Source organism: Arthrobacter sp. SD76, from assembly GCF_049726125.1.
In the GTDB taxonomy this organism is placed as follows: domain Bacteria; phylum Actinomycetota; class Actinomycetes; order Actinomycetales; family Micrococcaceae; genus Arthrobacter; species Arthrobacter nitrophenolicus.
In genome coordinates, this window is sequence record NZ_JBNBLR010000001.1 from 1016746 (window position 1) to 1036888 (window position 20143).

Here is a 20143-nt window from a genome sequence, read left to right on the forward strand (position 1 = left end):
ACGTTGCCCCAAGTATGACTATTCCCAGCCCTCTGTTGTCGCGCCCTGCCGCCGTCGAGGCGGCCGGCGCGGACGCCGGCGTCGCGGCCCACTACGGCGAGCCGCTGCGCGAGCAGCGCGCCCTGGCCGCCGGAGCCGCCGTCGTCGACCTCTCCCACCGCGGCGTAGTGACCGTCACCGGTCCGGACCGGCTGAGCTGGCTCAACACCCTCTCCTCCCAGCAGGTCACCGGCCTGGCTCCGGGCGAGTCCAGCGAGCTGCTGCTCCTCAGCGTGCAGGGGCGGATTGAGTTTGATGCGCGGGTGGTTGACGACGGCGGGACCACCTGGCTGATTGTCGAGGGCGCCGAGGCAGCGCCGCTGGCGGAGTTCCTCAACAGGATGAAGTTCATGCTCCGGGTCGAGGTGGCCGACGTCTCCACCGACTGGGCAGTTGTGGGCAGCACCAAAGCCATTCCAGAATGGTCCGGCCTGCTGGCCTGGCAGGACCCGTGGCCGCATGTCAGCGCCGGCGGCTTTTCCTATGCCACGGTGACCGAAGCCAACCATCCCGGACTGGAACGTCCCTGGTTTGAATACCTTGTCCCCGCGGCAGCCCTGGAGGAGACGGTTGCAGGCCGCCCCCTCGCCGGCACCCTCGCGGCCGAAGCCCTGCGCGTGGCCGCCTGGCGGCCCCGGATCGGCGCCGAAACGGATGACAAGACCATCCCGCACGAGCTTGACCTCCTCCGGACCGCAGTGCACCTGGCCAAGGGCTGCTACAAGGGACAGGAGACCATTGCCCGCGTACACAACCTGGGCCATCCGCCGCGGCGCCTCGTGTTCCTGCAGCTGGACGGATCGCAGCACACCCTGCCCGCCGCCGGCAGCCCGGTGCTGGTGGGCGACCGGAAGGTGGGGACGGTGACCTCGGTGGCCCAGCACTACGAAATGGGCCCGGTTGCGCTGGCAGTCATAAAACGTTCGGTGGCTCCGGATGAGATACTGACGGTTCTGGACGGGGATGAGCCGTACCCCGCCAGCCAAGAACTCATCGTCGCCCCCGATGCCGGCCAGGTGGTGGGGCGCCAGACCGGATTCCTCAGGGGGCCACGCTGATGACTGACAACGCCGCACCAACGGCCGGGACCGACGACGACGCCGTCGCCCTCGCCCACACGCTTTTCGAGGCGGCCAGGGAGGGCAACACCGACCTGTTGCGGGCCTATCTTGAGGCAGGCGCCCCGGCCAACCTGACCAATTCCGCCGGGGACTCCCTCCTGATGCTGGCGGCGTACCACGGCCACGCGGATGCGGTGCGGCTGGTCCTCCAGCACGGCGCGGACGCCAACACGCCCAATGACCGCGGCCAGACACCCCTGGCCGGGGCGGCCTTCAAGGGTTACGCGGACGTGGCCCGCGTGCTGCTGGATGCCGGCGCGGATCCTGACGCCGGTTCCCCGTCTGCCCGCGCAGCGGCACAGATGTTCGCGCGCCAGGAGATCCTGGACCTCCTCGGCTAGCCACTGCTTCCCGGTGGTTGACAGGCTCAACCACCGGCCCTGAGAAAGATGAGCGAGTGGAAAACGTAGCAAAACCGTGGCCGGCCCTGTGGTCCCTGGTGATCGGGTTCTTCATGATCCTGATCGACAGCACCATCGTCTCCGTGGCCAACCCCGTGATCATGGAGGGCCTGGGCGCGGACATCAACTCGGTGATCTGGGTGACCAGCGCCTACCTGCTGGCGTACGCGGTGCCGCTGCTGATCACCGGCAGGCTCGGCGACCGGTTCGGACCCAAGAAGCTCTACCTCCTGGGCCTGGTGGTGTTCACCCTCGCCTCGCTGTGGTGCGGACTGGCCGGGAACGTGGAGACCCTGATTGCCGCACGCGTGCTGCAGGGCCTCGGCGCCGCGATCATGACGCCGCAGACCATGGCCGTGATCACCCGGATCTTCCCGCCAGACCGGCGCGGGGCGGCCATGTCGGTGTGGGGAGCCACTGCCGGGATGGCCACCCTGGCGGGACCCATTCTGGGCGGCGTCCTGGTGGACGGACTGGGCTGGCAGTGGATCTTCTTCATCAACCTGCCCGTCGGTGTCGTCGGCTTCATCCTGGCGCTGCGGAACGTTCCCGCCCTCAGCACCCACCGGCACAGGTTCGACATCCCCGGCGTGGTGCTCAGCGCCGTCGGGCTCTTCCTGCTGGTCTTTGGCATCCAGGAAGGCGAGACGTACAACTGGGGCACCATCATCGGACCCGTCAGCGTGTGGAGCCTGATCATTGCCGGCCTGGTTGTGCTGGCGGGCTTTGTGGTGTGGCAGCGGTACAACAAGGGTGAGCCGTTGCTGCCGCTGGGGCTGTTCCGGGACCGGAACTTCTCGCTCGCCAACCTTGGCATCACCATGGTGGGCTTCACCGTGACGGCCTTCGGCCTGCCGCTGATTTTCTACTACCAGATGGTCCGCGGCCTGACTCCCACACAGTCAGCCCTGCTGATGGTGCCCATGGCCCTGATTTCAGGCGGACTGGCGCCCGTGGTGGGGAAGCTGGTGGACCGGATCAACCCCAAGTACCTGGCCGCCGGCGGCCTGACCCTGATGGCTGTTGCCCTGGCCTGGAACGCCTTGCTCATGCAGCCCGGAACGCCCATCCTGCTGTTCCTGCTGCCCAGCGCCGTCCTGGGGTTCGCAAACGCCGGGATCTGGGCGCCGCTCAGCACCACCGCAACCCGCAACCTTCCGCCCCGCCAGGCAGGGGCAGGCTCAGGCGTCTACAACACCACCCGCCAGTTCGGGGCGGTGCTGGGAAGTGCAGCCATCGCCGTGCTGATCCAGGCACGGCTCGCCGCTGAGCTGCCCGCCGGCGGGCCAGCCGGTGCGACAGGCGAAGGGATGGCCCTCACCGGCATTTTGCCGGAAGCCCTCCACAGCGGATTCTCGACGGCGATGGCCCAGTCCATCCTGCTGCCCGCCGCGGTGGTCCTGGCTGGCGCTGCGGTGGCGCTGTTCTTCGCCAAACCCCAGCCGGTTCAGCACTGGGGCGCGGGAGCGCCCGCATCAGCCAAGGTGGACGCTGGTCTGGATTCCGCCGGCTGAAAAGCCAAGTTTGCGGGCCAGCGCCAGCGCCCCGGTGTTGCTGACGTCCGTCCGCCACTGGAGGGTCAGCCCGGCGGCCAGTGCTTCATGGGCCGCGATGGAGGCGGCCAGCGTCCCGAGCCCCTGCCGTCGCCATTCCGGGTCCACCAGGACACCGAGGTGCGCCAGCAGGCCCTCCCACTCCGCGTAGGCCCCGCAGGCCAGGGGAACCCGCCGTCCCTCTAGCTCGTGGACGATGGTGTAGCGGTTTTCCAGGTCGGAAAGGCCCACCTCGTTGACGTCATCCGGCGGGCACCGGCCCTCAAGTTCGATGGCCTCGGGGTTGCCGTGCGAAACGGTCATTTCCCCTGCCGGCTGCTTGAGCGGCAGGTCGTCCGCAAAGAACAGTGCCGCGGCGCCCAGGCCATGCCCGCCACGGGAGCGGGTCAGGGTCAGGAGGGTCACGTGCTGTGCCATCTCTTCGTCCGGAATGCCCGCCGCGGCGTCGATGACCCACTGCGGGCCCACCAGGGCGGAACTGCCGAAGAGGCGGAGGAACTCCACGGTCCGGGCTGAATCGTCAGCCCGGACCACGCGTTCACCGGATGCAAGGGCTGCCCCGAAGGCGTCGTCATCCAGCCCAAGGCGCCGTGCCCACGCAAGCTGGATGATGGCGGCGGAACCGGGGTCGAGTGTCATGTTCCCAGACTAGGGCGGCCAGGCCGCTCAACCGAGCAGGCCGCTCAGCCGAAGAGGACCGCGGCTTCGTCGTAGCGCTTCTGCGGCACGGTCTTGAGCTGGCCCAGGGCGTCCTGGAAGCCGACGTGTTCGATGTCCGTACCCTTCAGGGCCACCATGGTGCCCCAGTAGCCTTCCACCACGGAGTCGATGGCGGCCATGCCGAGCCGGGTGGCGAGGACCCGGTCGAAGGCTGAGGGGACGCCGCCGCGCTGGATGTGGCCGAGGATGGTGGCGCGGGTTTCGATGCCGGTACGGGCTTCCAGTTCCGGTGCCAGCTGGTCGGCGATGCCGCCCAGGCGGGGACGGCCGAAGGTGTCCAGGCCGCGTTCGGAGTGCGGGGTTTCCATGTGCTCCGGGACGAAGCCCTCGGCCACCACCACCAGCGGCGCGCGGCCGCGGGCGTGGGCTTCGTTCACCCATTCGGTGATCTGCTCGATGCTGACCTTCTGCTCCGGGATGAGGATGGCGTGGGCACCTGCGGCCATGCCGGCGTGCAGCGCGATCCAGCCCACGTGCCGGCCCATGACCTCGGCGATCATGCAGCGGTGGTGGGATTCGCCGGTGGTGCGGAGCCGGTCGATGGCTTCGGTGGCGATTTGCACGGCGGTGTCGAAACCGAAGGTGTAGTCGGTGGCGTCAAGGTCGTTGTCCACGGTCTTGGGGACGCCGACGATCTTGAGGCCGGCGTCGGTGAGGCGCTTGGCGGCGGCCAGCGTTCCCTCACCGCCGATGGCGATGATCGCGTCGATTCCCAGCCGGTCCATGTGGGCCTTGATGACCTCGGGGCCGCCGCCGTTGTCGAACGGGTTGGTGCGGGAGGTGCCGAGGATGGTGCCGCCCTGCTTGGCGATGCCGCGGACCATGGTGCGGGGGATGTCGATGATGTCGCCCTCCACCACGCCGCGCCAGCCGTCGAGGAATCCGACGAACTCGTGGCCGTGGATGGCGATGCCTTTCAGTACGGCGCCGCGGATCACCGCGTTCAATCCGGGGCAGTCGCCACCGCTGGTGAGGATTCCAATTTTCATGTTTGGCTCAAATCCTGGGAGAGGGTTTACAGGCAGAGCGCCACGCTGAGCTCATCTAGAAGTGTAGTGGGAGGTGTGGGGTACGACACAAACTGGTTACAAACGCCGCGGCCGCCGGCAACGCAGCAGCCCCTGCCCGGTGGGGGCAGGGGCTGCTGGGAGAGTTGTCAGGGACGGTTCAGCGAGCGCCGGTCCAGGAAGGTCTGGAGCGGGATCACGTTGCGCTGGTCCGGCAGGACCGCCCACGCCAAGAGGTAGAAGACGACGGCGGGTCCCGGCAGCAGGCAAAACACCAGGAAGGCGATCCGGACGTAGGCCACATCCACGTTCAGCTTGGCCGCGATGCCGCCCAGGACGCCGCCGAGCCAGCGCTGCGGGCCGCGTTTCAGGCCGAGGCCCCTGACGATGCTGAAAAACTTGTCCATGGTTCAAGACTTCCCTGTTGTTGGTTCATTGTCACGTTTGCGGGCCGACAGCAGTCCGCCCACCACCAGCGCGGCGCCGGCTCCGATCATGAGCCCGATCAGGACGTAGGTGCCGTTGAGGGTCACGATGCCCAGCTGGGCCACGATGATCAGGGCCGCCAGTGCCAGGACAATCAGTCCCCATACCACCGTGCCCACCCGGGCCGGTGCCGTTCCTGCATCGGTGCTTGCCGCCGTCGGGACGCCCGCGGAGTAGGAGCCAGTGGTCCGGGGTTCGGGGTCCGGGGCCCGGGGGCCTGGTTGCTGTTGCTCATTTCAGTTGCCTTCCTCGATGGTGACGTTGCTGAACGTGCCGTCGATCTGGACCACCAGGCGGCTGCCGGGCTCGTCGGTGTTGTAGCTGCTTTCGCGGGTGGTGGTGCCGCCGCGCTGTCCGGTCACCTCATTGAGGTTTCCCATGGTCATGTCCGCCTTGATGTCCACGGGCACGTTGTCCGGGATGACCACAGTCACGTTGCTGGCGGTGATGTCCAGCGGGATGACGACGTCGGAGCTCAGCGGGGCGTCGTCAGCCAGGTTGGTGAGGTCCACAGTTCCCCGTCCGGCCGTGACGTCGTACCCGTCCTGGGCCTCCGCTATGGTGGCCGGGCTCCAATTGACCTGCTGGAACCGGACCCTGTCGCCGTCGCCCACCACGTTGTACACACCCCCGGCGACCAACGCGATGACGGCGAACAGGCTCAGGACGCCTGCAGTCCTGCCGCGGATGCCGGCCACCAGGATGCCCAGGCCCAGTACTGCGGCTGCGCTTGCCCAGACGATCGCATTGGCTGCATCGCCCAGGTCAATCACGTTGGTGACGTCCAGGGCCTTGAGCCCGCCACCCACCAGCAGCGCCGCACCCGTCGCGATGGCCACAGCGGGGGCGCCCGGACCCGCAGGCCGGGGCTTCGGCGGCCTCGGTGGCGTGGAGGTGACGTATGCAGGCGCCCCGGTGCCGCCGCCATAGGTTCCATCCCCATAGGAGCCGGTGCCCGGGCTGCCGCCGTAGGACGGCATGGAACCGGAACCGGGGGCGGTGCCGTAGGTTGTGCCGGTGGCGGAGAAGGAGGAGGTGGTGGCACTTCCGGAGTGCCCGGCGTCGTACGTGCCGCTGTAGGGACCCGGCTGCTGTCCGGCCATCGCCGGCCTGGCGCCCTTGTTGCGCTGGGACAGGTAGTAGATCAGGTAGATGGCGCCGCCCACCCAGAAGACGGTCCAGAGGAAGCCGCCGAAGCCGTTATGGGTCCAGCCCCAGAAGCCGCCGCCCAGGCCCGTCAGGCCCACGATGGTGGCGATCAGGGCGCCGGTCATCCCTGTGGTCCAGCGGCCCGCCCCGGCTTCCTGCACGTGGATCCGGCCGTCCGGTTCGGGGAGGAACGCCCAGGCCAGGCCGTACAGCAGCACGCCGATGCCGGCGAAGAGCGTGAGGACGATGAAGACGCCGCGGATGATCAGCGGGTCCACGCCCAGTCGGTTGGCGATGCCGCTGGAGACGCCGCCCACCCAGCGGTCGGTGCCGCGGTGGATGCCGTGGCCCCGGACCCAGGTGAAGAAGTCCGTGGACTGCGAGGGGGCAGTGGAAGCGTACTGCGGGCCGGGAAGCCCGCCGGACGCCGCCTCATGGCTGCCGGAAGGAATGCTGCCTCCGGGCTGGTAGCCGGAGGCGTTCCGGCCGTCAGCGGGACCGGCGTTATTCCTGTCCGCGTCCTGCGGGGCGGTAGGGCCCGCGGACGGGGCCGGAGTTGGTGGCACGGAGGACGGCAGGGGCTCGGTGGGCCGCTGGCTGCCGGGACCCGGAAGGGGCTCGGTGGGCTGGCCGTCGTCGGGGGAGGGGGTCTGCGAGTTCATACCTAAATCCTCGCGTTTGCGCAGGTCGGCGCTCTACTGGGGGATACCCTGAACCGCCCCTGAGTCACCCCCGGTTGCCGCCGGAATCCGGTCCGGGGAACCCTGATCCGTGCTTGGATTGTTCCATGACAACCCTCCCGGCAAGGCCGCCCCTGGCCCGCAGCAGCGACCGCGTGATCGCGGGCGTGTGTTCGGGCCTTGCGGTCCACCTGGGCTGGCCGGTCAAGAATGTCCGGGTGGCCATGGCACTCGCCTCCCTCGCCGGCGGTGCCGGACTGGCCTTTTACGCCTGGCTGTGGATCATGGTTCCCACCGCGGACGAGGCCGCCCGGCGCAATGCCCGCCGCCCGGCGTCGCCCATTGCGCCTGCGGTGAGCCAGCCGGCAAATTCCCCGTCAGGGGTGCCGGCTCCTGTTCCGGACCTTTCCGACCGGGGCGCGGGCGCTGGCATAGCGGCCTCACCGGGCGGTGCTGCCGCCCGGGCCGCAACGCCTTTCGACGACGGCGGCCGGCCCAGCGGAGCCCCAGGCTCCGTTCAGCCCCGCCCTGGTTCCGCTTCCGCACCATGAAGTACGGCAAGGAAATCCTGCTGGGCTCCGGCCTGCTGCTGGTGGCCGGCATCATGATCGCGCAGCTGCTGGGGGTGGACGTTCCGCTCGGAACGCTGATCCCGGCCGCGGCGGTCCTGGGCGGCGCCTCCATCGCCTGGATGCAGCTGGATGAAACGCGGCGCGCCGGCCTGGTGGACAAGACGAAGGCCGACCAGGCCGGCGGCTGGGCGCGCCTGGCCGCCGGTCTTGCCCTGGTGGTTGCCGGGGTGCTGGTGATGGTGTCCGGCTCCGGTTCCTGGGAGCAGACCTGGCTTGCGCTGCTGGCGTCGGTGGCTGTGCTGGGCGGCGTGGTGCTGGTCCTGCTGCCGTGGGCCCTGAAGTTCTGGCGGGACCTGGAGGCCGAGCGGGCCGGCAGGATCCGCGAAATGGAACGGGCGGAGATCGCCGCCCACCTCCATGATTCCGTCCTGCAGACGCTGGCCCTCATCCAGCGCCGGGCCGGCAACGAGCACGACGTCGTCCGGCTGGCCCGTGCGCAGGAGCGTGAACTTCGCGGCTGGCTGTTCCAGGACCCCGGCCGTGAAGCGGGGCAGTTGTCGGACCGGATCAAGGCGGTCGCCGCGGAGGTGGAGGACCTGCTGGGCAACGCCGTCGACGTCGTCAGCGTGGGGGACACCGCCATGACCGAGGCACACGAAGCCCTGGTCCAGGCCAGCCGCGAGGCGATGCTCAACGCTTCGCGGCACGGCGGCGGCACGGTATCCGTCTACCTCGAGGCTTCGGACGGGCAGGCGGAGGTTTTCATCAAGGACCGGGGCCCCGGCTTTGAACTCTCGGACGTGCCCGAGGACCGGCTGGGCGTGCGGGAATCGATCATCGGCAGGATGAAACGGCACGGCGGCACCGCCACCATCCTCAGCACCGGAGCCGGCACGGAAGTGCGTTTGCGGTTGCAGGCGGCAGGCACGGACAACTCGGAAGGGACATCATGAACACCAGCCAGGGGGCGGCCTCCCGTCCCGTGAACTCCGTCCGCGTGGTCATCGTGGACGACCATGCGATCTTCAGGTCCGGGCTGAAGGCTGACCTTGACGCCAGCATCCAGGTGGTGGGAGAAGCCGCCACCGTGGAACAGGCCATCGCAGTGATCGCCGAGCAGCGCCCGGACGTGGTGCTGCTGGATGTGCACCTGCCCGGCGGGCTGGGCGGCGGCGGGCGCGAGGTGATCGCCGGTTCCGCCCCGCTGCTGGGTTCCACCCGGTTCCTGGCCCTCAGTGTCTCCGACGCCGCCGAGGACGTGGTGGCCGTGATCCGCGCCGGCGCCCGCGGGTACGTCACCAAGACCATCTCCGGCGCCGAGATTACCGACGCGGTGTTCCGCGTGGCCGGCGGCGACGCCGTGTTTTCGCCCCGCCTGGCAGGGTTTGTCCTGGACGCGTTCGGCACCGCCCCGGCCGACATCGCCGACGACGAACTGGACAAGCTCTCGGCCCGGGAACTGGAGGTCATGCGCCTGATCGCCCGCGGCTACAGCTACAAGGAAGTCGCCAAGGAGCTGTTCATCAGCATCAAGACGGTGGAAACCCACGTCTCGGCGGTGCTGCGGAAGCTCCAGCTTTCCAGCCGGCATGAGCTCACCAAGTGGGCCGCCGAACGCCGCCTCCTCTAAACCAAAGTTGCTCCATCACTTTTGGTCCCTAAAAGGGCGGTTTAGGGACCAAAAGTGATGGAGCAACCGGTGTGGGGGGAGTTACTGGGCCTTGCCGAGGAAGTCCTGCAGGCGCTGCACACCGGTGGCCAGGTCCTCGTCGCCCAGGGCGTAGGACAGGCGCAGGTAACCGGAGGGGCCGAACGCCTCGCCGGGAACCACGGCCACCTCAACCTCGTCCAGGATCAGCGAAGCCAGTTCCGCGGAGGTCTGCGGCGTGGCGGTGCCTGACGCCGTCGGGAACTCCTTGCCCAGCAGCGCGCGAACGTCCGCGTAGACGTAGAACGCACCCTTCGGCGTCGGGCATTCGACGCCCTCGATGGCGTTCAGGCCCGCGACGATGGCCTTCCGGCGGCGGTCGAACGCGACCTTCATCTCGTCCACGGCGGTCAGCGGGCCGGAGACAGCGGCAAGCGCGGCGATCTGCATGATGTTGGAGACGTTGGAGGTAGCGTGCGACTGCAGGTTGGTGGCGGCCTTGATGACGTCTGCGGGGCCGATCATCCAGCCCACGCGCCAGCCGGTCATGGCGTAGGTCTTGGCCACGCCGTTGAGGATGACCACCTTGTCGCCCAGCTCGGGAGCGGCGGTGGCGATGGAGGTGAAGGGGACGCCGTCGTAGGTCAGGTGCTCGTAGATCTCGTCGGTGACCACCCAGAGGCCCTTCGCCGCGGCCCACTTGCCGATCTCGGCCACCTGTTCCGGGGAGTAGACCGAGCCCGTGGGGTTCGACGGCGAGACGAACAGCAGGATCTTGGTGCGGTCCGTGACGGCAGCCTCGAGCTGCTCGACGGTCACCAGGTAATCCTGCTCCGGGCCGGCGAAAACCTCGACCGGAACGCCGCCGGCCAGCCGGATGGCCTCCGGGTAGGTGGTCCAGAAGGGGGTGGGAACGATGACCTCGTCACCCGGATCCACCAAGGTGGCGAACGTGTTGTAGACCGCCTGCTTGCCGCCGTTGGTGACCAGCACCTGGGACGGGTCGACGGCGTAGCCCGAGTCGCGGAGAGTCTTCTCGGCGATGGCCTTCTTCAGTTCGGGCAGCCCTCCCGCGGGGGAGTACCGGTGGTACTTCGGCTGGCTTGCGGCGTCGATGGCTGCCTGCACGATGTAGTCCGGGGTGGGGAAGTCGGGTTCGCCCGCCCCGAAGCCAATCACCGGCCGGCCAGCTGCCTTGAGCGCCTTCGCCTTGGCATCGACGGCAAGGGTTGCGGATTCGGCAATAGCGGAAATGCGTTGGGAAACGCGGGCGGCAGACATGGCAGGTCCGTTCTTCGCTTGCAGCCGTGAGGCTGGAATGTGGGATTCGACGAGTTCTACTCTATGCTGTTCACCGGACCCTTCGGGTGGCCCGTTTTGAATTGTGACTGCCCCGGCAGGTGATCTCAGGACGCGCTGGTGAGGGGCCCGAACGGGCCGGTTTTACGAACGTGCAGATGTTGCGTAGACTGGTTCACCGGTGTTGAAAACACGGATGATGGCGTGCGCCCCAGTTCAAGCTGGCGGATCGTCGTCGGAGTGACATTCACTCCATAGGGTAGTGGCGCAATTGGTAGCGCAGCGGTCTCCAAAACCGCAGGTTGCAGGTTCGAGTCCTGTCTGCCCTGCGCAAGCTGCCCCGGGGCAAAATCCAGGGGCAAGCGCAGCAACCATGGTTCTGATCAGGGCCGGGTAATCCAGCATTGCAAAGATGAGCGAGGACCAGGTGACCGAAACAGCTGCCAGCAGCTCCAAGGGCCGCCCAGCTAAGAAGGACGCCAAGGCAAACTTCTTCGCCCGCATTGCGCTCTTCGTCCGCCAGATCATTGGCGAACTGAAGAAGGTTGTTGCACCAACCCGCAAGGAACTGATCAATTACACGCTCGTGGTGCTGGTGTTCGTGGCCATCATGATGGTCATCGTCAGCCTGCTGGATATCGGATTCGGATCCGCTATCGGCTGGATCTTCGGCGGTTCCGGCTCCACGGACAGCTAAGGCTGCAGGGTCCGCAGGCCGCGTGTTTACTCCGGAAAACCGGAGGGAAACAGCGGCGTGCGGAATTGAGCCATTTAAATAGGCATGTTAGGCAATGAGGAAGCAGGAGACCAAGTGTCTGAGCAGGAGCTCGGGGTAACCGAGACTGAGCTGGAAGAGTCCGCGGACATCACGGCAGAAGCCGGTGACGAGTCTGAGGTTGAGTCCGCCGCGCCCGAATCCGACGCCGCCGGCTCCGACGTTGCCGAGACCGAAGGCGGGGAGGGCGACGACGAGCCCGCCGACGCCCTCGCCGCTGCCGCCGCCACCGCGGCCGCCGACCCGGCCGAGGAGTTCAAGGCCAAGCTGCGCCGCCAGGAAGGTGACTGGTACGTCATCCACTCCTACGCCGGTTACGAAAACCGCGTGAAGGCCAACCTCGAGACCCGCATCCAGACACTGGACATGGAAGATTACATCTTCGAAATCCAGGTGCCGATGGAAGAAGTCGTTGAGATCAAGAACGCCCAGCGCAAGATCATCAACCGCGTCCGCATCCCCGGCTACGTCCTGGTCCGCATGGACCTGACCGACGCCTCCTGGGGCGCCGTCCGCCACACCCCCGGCGTGACCGGCTTCGTGGGCAACGCCCACAACCCGGTGCCGCTGCGCCTGGACGAGGTCTTCTCCATGCTGGCCCCGGTCTTCGAGGAAGAGCAGGCCGAGAAGGGCAAGCCGGTCAACAAGCAGAACCAGGCTCCCGTGGCTGTCGACTTCGAAGTCGGCGAGTCGGTCATCGTCAAGGAGGGCCCGTTCGAGACCCTCCCGGCCACCATCTCCGAAATCAAGCCGGAATCCCAGACCCTCGTGGTGCTGGTCTCCATCTTCGAGCGCGAAACGCCGGTCACCCTGGCGTTCAACCAGGTCACCAAGATCTGACAACCCAAGAATTCGTCCCGGCGCTGCCCGCTTAGCGGCACCGGAACGGCCGGCCGCCTTGCCATGGCGGCCAAAAACCTGAGGCACGCTCCTGTGTCCCAGGACGTTATTGAGAGAAGGACCCTGCATCGGCTCCCAAGAAGAAGGTCACCGGCCTCATCAAGCTGCAGATCCAGGCAGGTGCCGCTAACCCGGCTCCGCCGATCGGTCCTGCGCTTGGCCAGCACGGTGTCAACATCATGGAATTCTGCAAGGCGTACAACGCTGCGACGGAAGCCCAGCGCGGAAACGTCATCCCCGTGGAAATCACGGTCTACGAAGACCGTTCCTTCACGTTCATCACCAAGACCCCGCCGGCTGCAGAGCTCATCAAGAAGGCTGCAGGCGTTGCCAAGGGTTCCGCCACCCCGCACACCGTCAAGGTTGCCAAGCTGACCCAGGCCCAGGTCAACGAGATCGCCTCCACCAAGATGGAAGACCTCAACGCCACCAGCCTCGAAGGTGCAGCAAAGATCATCGCCGGCACCGCCCGCTCCATGGGCATCACGGTCGAGGGCTAATACCCCGTCCAGCCTTCCGGACTCGGGCAGTTGACGACGACGGGCGGCACCGCCGGGAAACCGGCACCATCAAAAATTGAAATGTCGGGCATCCGGGCCGAATAACGAGACCGGACCACCGACTGTGGCAGGGCCCAGCGCGGTCCGCAGACCACAACTGCACAAGGAGAAACAAGCAGCATGGCAAAGCGCAGCAAAGCATATGAGGCAGCAGCCGCCAAGATCGACGCGGAGAAGTTCTACGCGCCGTTCGAGGCAGTAACGCTCGCCAAGGACACCAACCCGTCCAAGTTCGACGCCACGGTTGAGGTTGCCTTCCGCCTCGGCGTTGACCCCCGCAAGGCTGACCAGATGGTCCGCGGCACGGTCAACCTGCCCCACGGCACCGGCAAGACCGCCCGCGTCCTCGTGTTCGCTACGGGTGACAAGGCTGAGGCAGCAATCGCCGCCGGCGCCGACTTCGTTGGTTCCGACGACCTGATCGAGAAGATCGCCGCCGGCTGGACCGACTTCGACGCCGCCGTCGCCACCCCTGACCTCATGGGCAAGGTTGGCCGCCTCGGCAAGGTCCTGGGTCCGCGTAACCTGATGCCGAACCCGAAGACGGGCACCGTGACCCCGACGTCACCAAGGCCGTCAACGACATCAAGGGTGGCAAGATCGACTTCCGCGTCGACAAGCACTCCAACCTGCACTTCATCATCGGCAAGGTCTCGTTCGACGCCGTGAAGCTGGCCGAGAACTACGCCGCAGCCCTGGAAGAGGTGCTTCGCCTGAAGCCGTCCGCTGCCAAGGGCCGCTACATCCAGAAGGCCACGGTTGCCACCACGTTCGGTCCCGGCATCTCCGTTGACCCCAACGTCACCAAGGTGCTCATCGAGGCATAGCCTTTAGCAGCATCCCGTGCCATTCCGGCACACAGGAAGGGACCGCCCGGCAGCAGCCGGGCGGTCCCTTCCGCGTTAAGCCCCACCTTTCCCGTCGCCGCACTCGACAGCAGGCCCGGGCTGGCTAGGCTATGGTCATGACGCAGCCGAACGGCCTGGCGATTACCGCCGTCGTGATGCCCGGGTCCCTGGACGAAGCACAGGACGCACGGGACTTCCTTGACTGCCAGGAAATGCGGCAGGCGCACGAGCTGGAGACCTGGGGCAACCTTGACCGCGGGTACACCCTCGCCGAGGAACTGGAACACTGGCGCGGAACCCCCTATGAGGCCCGGCACCTGTTCGTGGGCCGGATCGACGGGAAAACCGTCGGTATGTGCTCGGTGGCTCTGCCACTGCGGGAGAACCTGTGGACGGCCGGCATCAACGTCCTGGTATCACCCGGGTACCGCAGGCGCGGACTGGGCCGCCAGCTCCTGCTGTTTGCCGAGGACGTGGCGCAGCAGCACGGCCGTACCTCGCTGGACGGCTACTTTGAACTGCCGGCACACGTGATGGAAGGCGCAGGTCCGCTGCTGCCCGCAAAATCCGGGGCCGGGGGGCTGCCGGCGGGGGAGCCTTCCACCGCCTTCGCGGCGGCCGGAGGCTACGAGCTTGAACAGGTGGAGACGTCCAGCCGCCTTGTCCTGCCCGTGCCGCCCGAGCGGCTGGCCGCACTGGAGGCTGCCGCGTCCGCCCATGCGGGGGACTACACGCTCGTGGGATGGGCTGATGCCTGCCCCGCCGAACTCGTGGACAGCTACGCGCAGCTGAACGCCCGGATGAGTGTTGATGTGCCCACGGCCGGAATGGACTGGGAGGGCGAACTCTGGGACGCGGACAGGGTTCGCCGGGACGAGGAGATGCTTGCCCGCAGCGGCGTGCAGTCCGTGGTGTCAGCAGCGATGCACAGGCCTACCGGCCAACTGGTGGCCTACACCGTCCTCAACTGGCGGCCGGAGGTCCCCGGAGTCATCCTGCAGCAGGACACCCTGGTGTCCGGCCAGCACCGGGGGCACCGCCTGGGGATGCTGATCAAGATCAGCAACCTGCAGGTGGCCCAGGACAGATGGCCCGCAGCGAAGTCGGTCTTGACATGGAACGCCAACGAAAACCAGCATATGCTGGCGATTAATATTGCGCTTGGATTCACACCTGCAGGCTATGAGGGTGAGTGGCAGAAACGGCTGGGATGATGCCCCATATGGCAAAAGACGTGAAGATCGAGCAGCTCTGGATCCCCGACTCGCTGGACTCTCCGGACGCGGCGGACTTTTTGGCCGCCGTCGAAGTGGGCCGCAAGGTCAGGATGCAGACCTGGGGGAGTGACGACCTCGCCTACGGGCCGCTGGAGAAGCTTCTCGAGTTCGAGGACCCGTACGAGCGCCAGCTCATCCTGGTGGCAAAAGTCGACGGCGAAATCGTGGGCACCGTGGATATCGCCCTGCCCATGACGGACCACCTGGACCTTGCGGAGTTCACCCTCGACATCCTGCCCGAGTTCCAGCGCCAGGGCGTGGGCCGCCGCCTCCTCGAAGCCGCCGAACACCTGGCCCGCGCTGAGGGTCGCACCATGATCCTGGTGGACACGAACCACCCTGGTGCTTCCCTGCACGAGTTTGAGAAGGCATTGCTGGTCCCGGGTTCGGGGCTGGGGTTCGTCCCGCTGGAGAGCCGGGAAGTGGAGTTCGCCCAGAAGACGGGCTACACGCTGCAGCACATCGAGCAGTTCAGTTCGTGTTCACTCCCGCTGGATTCGAAGCTCGTGGCCGACCTGCAGGCCGAGGCGGACGAGGCGAACAACGGCCGGTACCGGCTGCACCACTGGACTGACCGCTGCCCCGACCGGTGGCTGGAAGCCGTCGCCGTCCTGGAGAACCAGGCGGGCGCGGATGTGGACCCCGCACTGGACGTGCCGGTGGAGCAGGACATGGTGTTCGACGGCGGCATCCTCCGTGAAGCGGAGGACGTCGCCATTGCGCAGGGCAGGCGGACGGTGGTCACCGCCGTCGAGCACATCGCCAGCGGTTCGCTGGTGGGGCTGACCACCATTACGGTGCTGGCGCACCGCACGGACGTGGTGTTTCAGGACGACACGCTGGTGCTGCAGGAACACCGGGGCAACAAGCTGGGGCTGCTGATCAAGGTGGCCAACATGGAACGGCTCACAGAGCAGTTTCCTGATGCCCGCGTGATCTACACCTGGAATGCCCCGGAAAACCGGTACCTGCTGACAGTCAACCAGCAGCTGGGCTTCCGCACCGCCGGGGTCACAGGCATCTGGCAGAAGGAACTTCCCAAGCTGCAGAGCCGGAACAGCTGACGGCCTGCCGCGCCCCTGAAGGAGTGGCAGGGGCACGATTTGGCGGTCCGTCATGCCCTCCCGTAGACTGGGATGACCAAAGACCGTCGGTTATTGGAAATCCACTCTCCCGGACATGGCGCAACTCTGCTGTCCTGCGCGGGAGGTGCCGTGGTTTTCCTTACGAAGGCCCCTGAACATAGGGCGGCCGGCGCAGGTGAACGAAGCAAAGCTCCATGGAGAACCGTGTTGAGCCAAGCCCCGTGCATCTGCGCGGGGCGTTTTTAGTTTTAGCTCTCTTGAGCGGGGACCGTCGAATACCCGGCACTATCCCCGGAAGGAGGGTTATGGCAACGCCTACCAAGGTTTCAGCAGTAGCTGAGATCACTAACGATTTCAAGGAATCGAACGCCGCTGTCCTGACCGAATACCGCGGGCTCACCGTTGCACAGCTCAAGCAGCTGCGTGTTTCTCTGGCCAGGACACCAAGTTCGCGGTCGTCAAGAACACCCTGACCGCCATTGCAGCCAAGGAAGCCGGCGTCGAAGCATTCGACGGCCAGCTTGCCGGCCCCACTGCAATCGCGTTCATCAAGGGTGACGCAGTTGCCGCTGCCAAGAGCCTGACGGATTTTGCCAAGGCCAACAAGCAGCTGGTCATCAAGACCGGCTACTTCGAGGGCAAGGCACTGAACGCCAGCGAGGTTGCCGAACTGGCAGCGCTCGAGTCCCGCGAGCTGCAGCTCGCCAAGGTTGCAGGCGTCCTCAAGGCTCCCGCCGCCGCAGCTGCACGCATCATTGACGCACTGCGCCTCAAGCTTGAAGAAGAGAACGGTGCTCCGGCTGCTGCCGAGGCGCCCGCCGCTGAAGAAGCTCCGCCGCCGAAGCCGAAGCACCTGCCGAAGCTCCCGCAGCCGAAGAGAACTAATTCTCTTTACCCCACAAGACTCAGGTGCACGGCCGGGCGATGAGCCTGCCGGACACCACAACAGGAAGGACGCCTACCATGGCGAAGCTCAGCAACGAAGAGCTCATTGAAGCTTTCAAGGAACTGACCATCATCGAGCTCTCCGAGTTCGTCAAGCTCTTCGAAGAGACCTTCGAAGTTACCGCTGCTGCTGTTGCAGTTGCTGGCCCCGCTGCCGGCGGTGCTGCAGAAGAGGCTGAAGAGAAGACCGACTTCGACGTCATCCTCGAAGCTGCTGGCGACAAGAAGATCGCAGTCATCAAGGAAGTTCGCGCCATCACCTCCCTCGGCCTCAAGGAAGCCAAGGACCTGGTTGACGGTGCCCCCAAGGCTGTCCTCGAAGGTGCAAACAAGGAAGCTGCCGAGAAGGCCAAGGAGCAGCTCGAGGCTGCAGGCGCCACCGTTACCCTCAAGTAACAGCGCATACTCCTGGAAAACCCCGTCCACTCCGGTGGGCGGGGTTTTCTGCGTCCTGGACGGGTCCTAGGCGGGATCGGAGATGTCAGCCACCACGGCGTCCAAGGCGGACGTCAGGGCGTCGGCGTCGACGAAGGCGCTGTAGCCGTGGGCGCCGGCACCCATGGAGATCCGCCGGCCGGTAATGGTGGCATCCGCATAGACAGGCCACGGGGTGGTGCTTCCCAGCGGGGTGATGGTGCCGCGTTCGTACCCGGTTGCCTCCAGCGCCATGTCCGCTGGCGGCAGGGACAGCTTGTTGACCCCCACGAGGGTGCGCAGCTTCGGCCAGGAAATTTGCCGGTCGCCCGGAACCAGCGCGAACAGGAAAGTCCCGTCCTTGTGCTTGACCACCAGCGATTTCACGATGTCGGCGGGGCTGATTCCCAGGATGCCCGCCGCTTCCTCGAGGCTCCGGGCGGCCGGGCGTTCCACGATGTCGACCTTCAGGCCGCGGGCGGCGGCGTCGGCCAGGAACCGTTCCTGCCCGGCGCCGTCCGCTCCGTTCGAGGCTGCCCCCGCCATCAGTCGCGGTACAGCAGGAGCGCCTCGCCCTGCCCGCCGCCCCCGCACAGGGACACGGCGGCCTTGCCTGTTCCGCGGCGCTTGAGCTCGTGGGCGGCATGGACCGCCAGACGTGCACCGGAAGCGCCGATGGGATGCCCCAGGGCGATGGCCCCGCCGTGGATATTGCACTTCTCCAGCGGGTAGTCCAGGTCCTTGAGTGACTGCACGGCCACCGATCCGAAGGCCTCGTTGATCTCGATGAAGTCCAGGTCCGCCGTGGTCCACCCGGCCCGGCCCAGCGCGTTCATGATGGCGTTCGAAGGCTGCGAATGCAGGGAATTGTCCGGTCCGGCCACCTGTCCCGGCTTGCCCACCACGGCCAGGTACTCCAGCCCGTGGGCCTCGGCATAAGCCCGCGAGGCCAGCACCAGGGCGGCGGCGCCGTCGGACAGGGGAGACGAGTTGCCGGCGGTGATGGTGCCGTCAGTGACGAAGGCAGCCCGCAGCCCGGCCAGGGACTCGACGGAGGCGTTGGGGCGGACGCCCTCGTCAGTGTCCACCACGAGGGGGTCGCCCTTGCGCTGCTTCACGCTGAGGGGGACGATCTCGTCGTCGAACGTTCCGTTCTTTGCCGCCAGCGCCGCGCGCTGGTGCGACTGCGCAGCCACGTTGTCCTGTGACGTCCGGTCGATGCCCAGGGTGAGGTTCCGGGTTTCCGTGGACAGGCCCATCGACTGGCCGTCAAAGGCGTCGGTCAAGCCGTCGTGGGCGGCGGCGTCCAAAGCCTGGATGGAGCCGTAGGTCCAGCCCTGCCGCGAGCCGGGCAGCAGGTGCGGTGCCCGGGTCATCGACTCCTGGCCGCCGGCCACCACCACGGCGGCCTCGCCTGCGCGGATCATCCGGGCGGCGTCAATGACCGCAGTCAGGCCCAGAGGCACACCTTGTTGACCGTCACCGCCGGAACATTCCAGCCGATGCCGGCGCCGATGGAGCTCTGCCGGGCAGGGTTCTGGCCGGCACCGGCCTGCAGGACCTGGCCCATGATCACCGCCTCGACGTCGCCAGCGTCCACGCCGCTGGCCTCCAGCGCAGCCCTGATCGCGTGGGCTCCCAAATCGACGGCGGTGAAGCTCGCCAGCTGGCCGTTGATCCGGCCTGTTGGAGTGCGTGCTGCCGCGAGGATAACAACGTCGCTGTTGTCTGGAGAGTTGGCCATGGTTATCTCTTCCGCTCTGATCCGATGTAAGCCACCAAGGCTATCGTGACCCTGGTCACCTAACTATTCAAACGCCGGAGCGGCTATGTGCATTCCGCCCTGTGCGCCTGGCGCCAGGGGAGAGGTCCCCATCGTTTCGGGATGCACGACGGCGGCTGCCTGCGTAGGGTGGGCGGCGGACAGTATTGCCGGTGGGGACCCGGACGCCGGGCGGACGGAGAAGTAAAAGTGAAGAAGACTCTGGCCCTCGTGGCCGCTGCCGGCCTGGCGGCGTTGACCGGTTGCTCGGTCTCTGCCCCGGCACCTGCCGGACCGTCGCCGTCGGAATCCGTGGCGCCGGCTTCCGGCGGGACCGAACCGGCGCCGTCAGCGCCGTCCGGCGCCCCAGCCGCAGCCTCAGGCGCGCGGGAGGCATGCGAGCGGTTCAACTCCCTGTTCGCCGAGTATGCAGCCGTTAGGGCGGACGACGCCGGCGGCTATGAGGACATCTACCTTCAGGCCGAGGACGCGAAGGACACCGTGGCGGGGGACTTGCGGGGCCTGTTCGCTGCCCTTAGCCTGCTGGCCATCGACCATTCGTCGACGGCGGAAGCCGGCGGGGCGCCAGCCCAGGAATCGCGGGACGCCGTGCGCGATGCGGTCTTCGCGAACTCCGGAACCTGCACGGCGGAAGGGGTCACCCTCCGGCTCTGAAGGGTTCCGGCAGGGTATCCGGCGCACCTCAAAACAAGTGCTTGCATTCCGGCCGGATGTGGGGTAGACACGTAGGTTATTTTGCCGTATCGTAGATATTTGCGTCTTCCCTGTTTACCTTCAGCCTTCATATAGCGGTGGGCTTTGCCTGGCAGCTGACAATCAACGTGCCGTAACAACGTCACAGCATAGTCGGTGCCGGCCCCGGGTCATATAGCGGAACCGGA

General features: G+C 66.9%; 17 protein-coding genes, 1 tRNA gene and 5 pseudogenes. 15 read left to right on the forward strand and 8 right to left on the reverse strand.

Features of this window, described 5'->3' with window-relative positions:
• Nucleotides 1-14 precede the first annotated feature (14 nt).
• The 3 genes from ACPEE0_RS05050 to ACPEE0_RS05060 are packed head-to-tail and all read left to right on the forward strand — an operon-like array spanning nucleotide 15 to nucleotide 3075.
• Entirely contained in the window at nucleotides 15-1097 is a 1083-nt protein-coding gene (locus ACPEE0_RS05050; RefSeq protein ID WP_354175156.1) for a YgfZ/GcvT domain-containing protein, read from the forward strand.
• A complete protein-coding gene (locus ACPEE0_RS05055) occupies nucleotides 1097-1501 on the forward strand; it encodes an ankyrin repeat domain-containing protein (RefSeq protein WP_009358332.1) in 405 nt (134 codons plus the stop codon). Before ACPEE0_RS05050 ends, ACPEE0_RS05055 begins: the two co-directional genes overlap by 1 nt.
• A 56-nt stretch (nucleotides 1502-1557) precedes the next feature.
• Complete coding sequence (locus ACPEE0_RS05060; protein ID WP_424574086.1) at nucleotides 1558-3075, forward strand: DHA2 family efflux MFS transporter permease subunit; 1518 nt, start codon at nucleotides 1558-1560, stop codon at nucleotides 3073-3075.
• Here ACPEE0_RS05060 and ACPEE0_RS05065 read toward each other — a convergent pair.
• From ACPEE0_RS05065 to ACPEE0_RS05085, 5 genes are all read right to left on the reverse strand, one after another.
• A complete protein-coding gene (locus tag ACPEE0_RS05065; RefSeq protein ID WP_354175158.1) occupies nucleotides 3037-3753 on the reverse strand; it encodes a GNAT family N-acetyltransferase in 717 nt (238 codons plus the stop codon). The two genes, ACPEE0_RS05060 and ACPEE0_RS05065, sit on opposite strands and share 39 nt — an antisense overlap.
• A gap of 44 nt (nucleotides 3754-3797) precedes the next feature.
• Nucleotides 3798-4823 (reverse strand): ATP-dependent 6-phosphofructokinase, encoded by a 1026-nt coding sequence (locus ACPEE0_RS05070; protein ID WP_009358329.1) that lies wholly within the window; start codon nucleotides 4821-4823, stop codon nucleotides 3798-3800.
• 167 nt (nucleotides 4824-4990) lie between these two features.
• Nucleotides 4991-5248, reverse strand: a complete 258-nt coding sequence (locus ACPEE0_RS05075; RefSeq protein WP_009358328.1) for a PspC domain-containing protein — start codon at nucleotides 5246-5248, stop codon at nucleotides 4991-4993.
• 3 nt (nucleotides 5249-5251) lie between these two features.
• Nucleotides 5252-5446, reverse strand: coding sequence for a hypothetical protein (locus ACPEE0_RS05080; RefSeq protein ID WP_085939508.1), 195 nt, complete (start codon nucleotides 5444-5446; stop codon nucleotides 5252-5254).
• A 117-nt stretch (nucleotides 5447-5563) separates the two neighbouring features.
• On the reverse strand, nucleotides 5564-7138 hold the full coding sequence (locus ACPEE0_RS05085) for a PspC domain-containing protein (RefSeq protein ID WP_424574087.1): 1575 nt from the start codon (nucleotides 7136-7138) through the stop codon (nucleotides 5564-5566).
• A 125-nt stretch (nucleotides 7139-7263) separates the two neighbouring features.
• On the opposite strand from ACPEE0_RS05085, the pseudogene ACPEE0_RS05090 reads away from it, so the two are divergent.
• Nucleotides 7264-8681 (forward strand): annotated as a pseudogene (locus ACPEE0_RS05090) (PspC domain-containing protein).
• The gene (locus ACPEE0_RS05095) at nucleotides 8678-9358 is read left to right on the forward strand and encodes a LuxR C-terminal-related transcriptional regulator (protein WP_009358324.1); all 681 of its coding nucleotides are present in this window, start codon (nucleotides 8678-8680) and stop codon (nucleotides 9356-9358) included. Before ACPEE0_RS05090 ends, ACPEE0_RS05095 begins: the two are co-directional and overlap by 4 nt.
• Nucleotides 9359-9439: 81 nt before the next feature.
• On the opposite strand, the gene ACPEE0_RS05100 is transcribed toward ACPEE0_RS05095, so the two are convergent.
• Complete coding sequence (locus ACPEE0_RS05100; protein WP_009358323.1) at nucleotides 9440-10657, reverse strand: pyridoxal phosphate-dependent aminotransferase; 1218 nt, start codon at nucleotides 10655-10657, stop codon at nucleotides 9440-9442.
• Between the two features lie 274 nt (nucleotides 10658-10931).
• Here ACPEE0_RS05100 and ACPEE0_RS05105 point away from each other — a divergent pair.
• From ACPEE0_RS05105 to rplL, 9 genes and pseudogenes are all read left to right on the forward strand, one after another.
• Nucleotides 10932-11004, forward strand: a tRNA-Trp gene (locus tag ACPEE0_RS05105).
• An 83-nt stretch (nucleotides 11005-11087) separates the two neighbouring features.
• Nucleotides 11088-11372: a preprotein translocase subunit SecE gene (secE, locus tag ACPEE0_RS05110; protein ID WP_009358322.1), complete on the forward strand. Its 285-nt coding sequence runs from the start codon at nucleotides 11088-11090 to the stop codon at nucleotides 11370-11372.
• 114 nt (nucleotides 11373-11486) lie between these two features.
• Nucleotides 11487-12290 carry a transcription termination/antitermination protein NusG gene (gene nusG, locus ACPEE0_RS05115; RefSeq protein ID WP_009358321.1) on the forward strand — a complete coding sequence of 268 codons (804 nt, stop codon included), beginning with the start codon at nucleotides 11487-11489 and terminating at the stop codon, nucleotides 12288-12290.
• A gap of 131 nt (nucleotides 12291-12421) precedes the next feature.
• A pseudogene (gene rplK / locus ACPEE0_RS05120) lies at nucleotides 12422-12850 on the forward strand (50S ribosomal protein L11); the annotation flags it as partial.
• Between the two features lie 180 nt (nucleotides 12851-13030).
• Nucleotides 13031-13737 (forward strand): annotated as a pseudogene (rplA, locus tag ACPEE0_RS05125) (50S ribosomal protein L1).
• 137 nt (nucleotides 13738-13874) lie between these two features.
• The gene (locus tag ACPEE0_RS05130) at nucleotides 13875-14972 is read left to right on the forward strand and encodes a GNAT family N-acetyltransferase (RefSeq protein ID WP_354175165.1); all 1098 of its coding nucleotides are present in this window, start codon (nucleotides 13875-13877) and stop codon (nucleotides 14970-14972) included.
• Nucleotides 14973-14980: 8 nt separating this feature from the next.
• Entirely contained in the window at nucleotides 14981-16099 is a 1119-nt protein-coding gene (locus tag ACPEE0_RS05135) for a GNAT family N-acetyltransferase (RefSeq protein ID WP_009358318.1), read from the forward strand.
• 326 nt (nucleotides 16100-16425) lie between these two features.
• Nucleotides 16426-17005: pseudogene (gene rplJ / locus ACPEE0_RS05140) on the forward strand (50S ribosomal protein L10).
• Between the two features lie 78 nt (nucleotides 17006-17083).
• Nucleotides 17084-17461 (forward strand): 50S ribosomal protein L7/L12, encoded by a 378-nt coding sequence (gene rplL / locus ACPEE0_RS05145; protein ID WP_009358316.1) that lies wholly within the window; start codon nucleotides 17084-17086, stop codon nucleotides 17459-17461.
• A 66-nt stretch (nucleotides 17462-17527) separates the two neighbouring features.
• On the opposite strand, the gene ACPEE0_RS05150 is transcribed toward rplL, so the two are convergent.
• Together ACPEE0_RS05150 and ACPEE0_RS05155 are read right to left on the reverse strand one after the other, a co-directional pair.
• Nucleotides 17528-18025 carry an aminoacyl-tRNA deacylase gene (locus ACPEE0_RS05150; RefSeq protein WP_009358315.1) on the reverse strand — a complete coding sequence of 166 codons (498 nt, stop codon included), beginning with the start codon at nucleotides 18023-18025 and terminating at the stop codon, nucleotides 17528-17530.
• A pseudogene (locus ACPEE0_RS05155) lies at nucleotides 18025-19223 on the reverse strand (acetyl-CoA C-acetyltransferase). Before ACPEE0_RS05155 ends, ACPEE0_RS05150 begins: the two are co-directional and overlap by 1 nt.
• A 228-nt stretch (nucleotides 19224-19451) precedes the next feature.
• On the opposite strand from ACPEE0_RS05155, the gene ACPEE0_RS05160 reads away from it, so the two are divergent.
• The gene (locus ACPEE0_RS05160) at nucleotides 19452-19916 is read left to right on the forward strand and encodes a hypothetical protein (protein ID WP_009358313.1); all 465 of its coding nucleotides are present in this window, start codon (nucleotides 19452-19454) and stop codon (nucleotides 19914-19916) included.
• The last annotated feature ends 227 nt before the right edge of the window (nucleotides 19917-20143 follow it).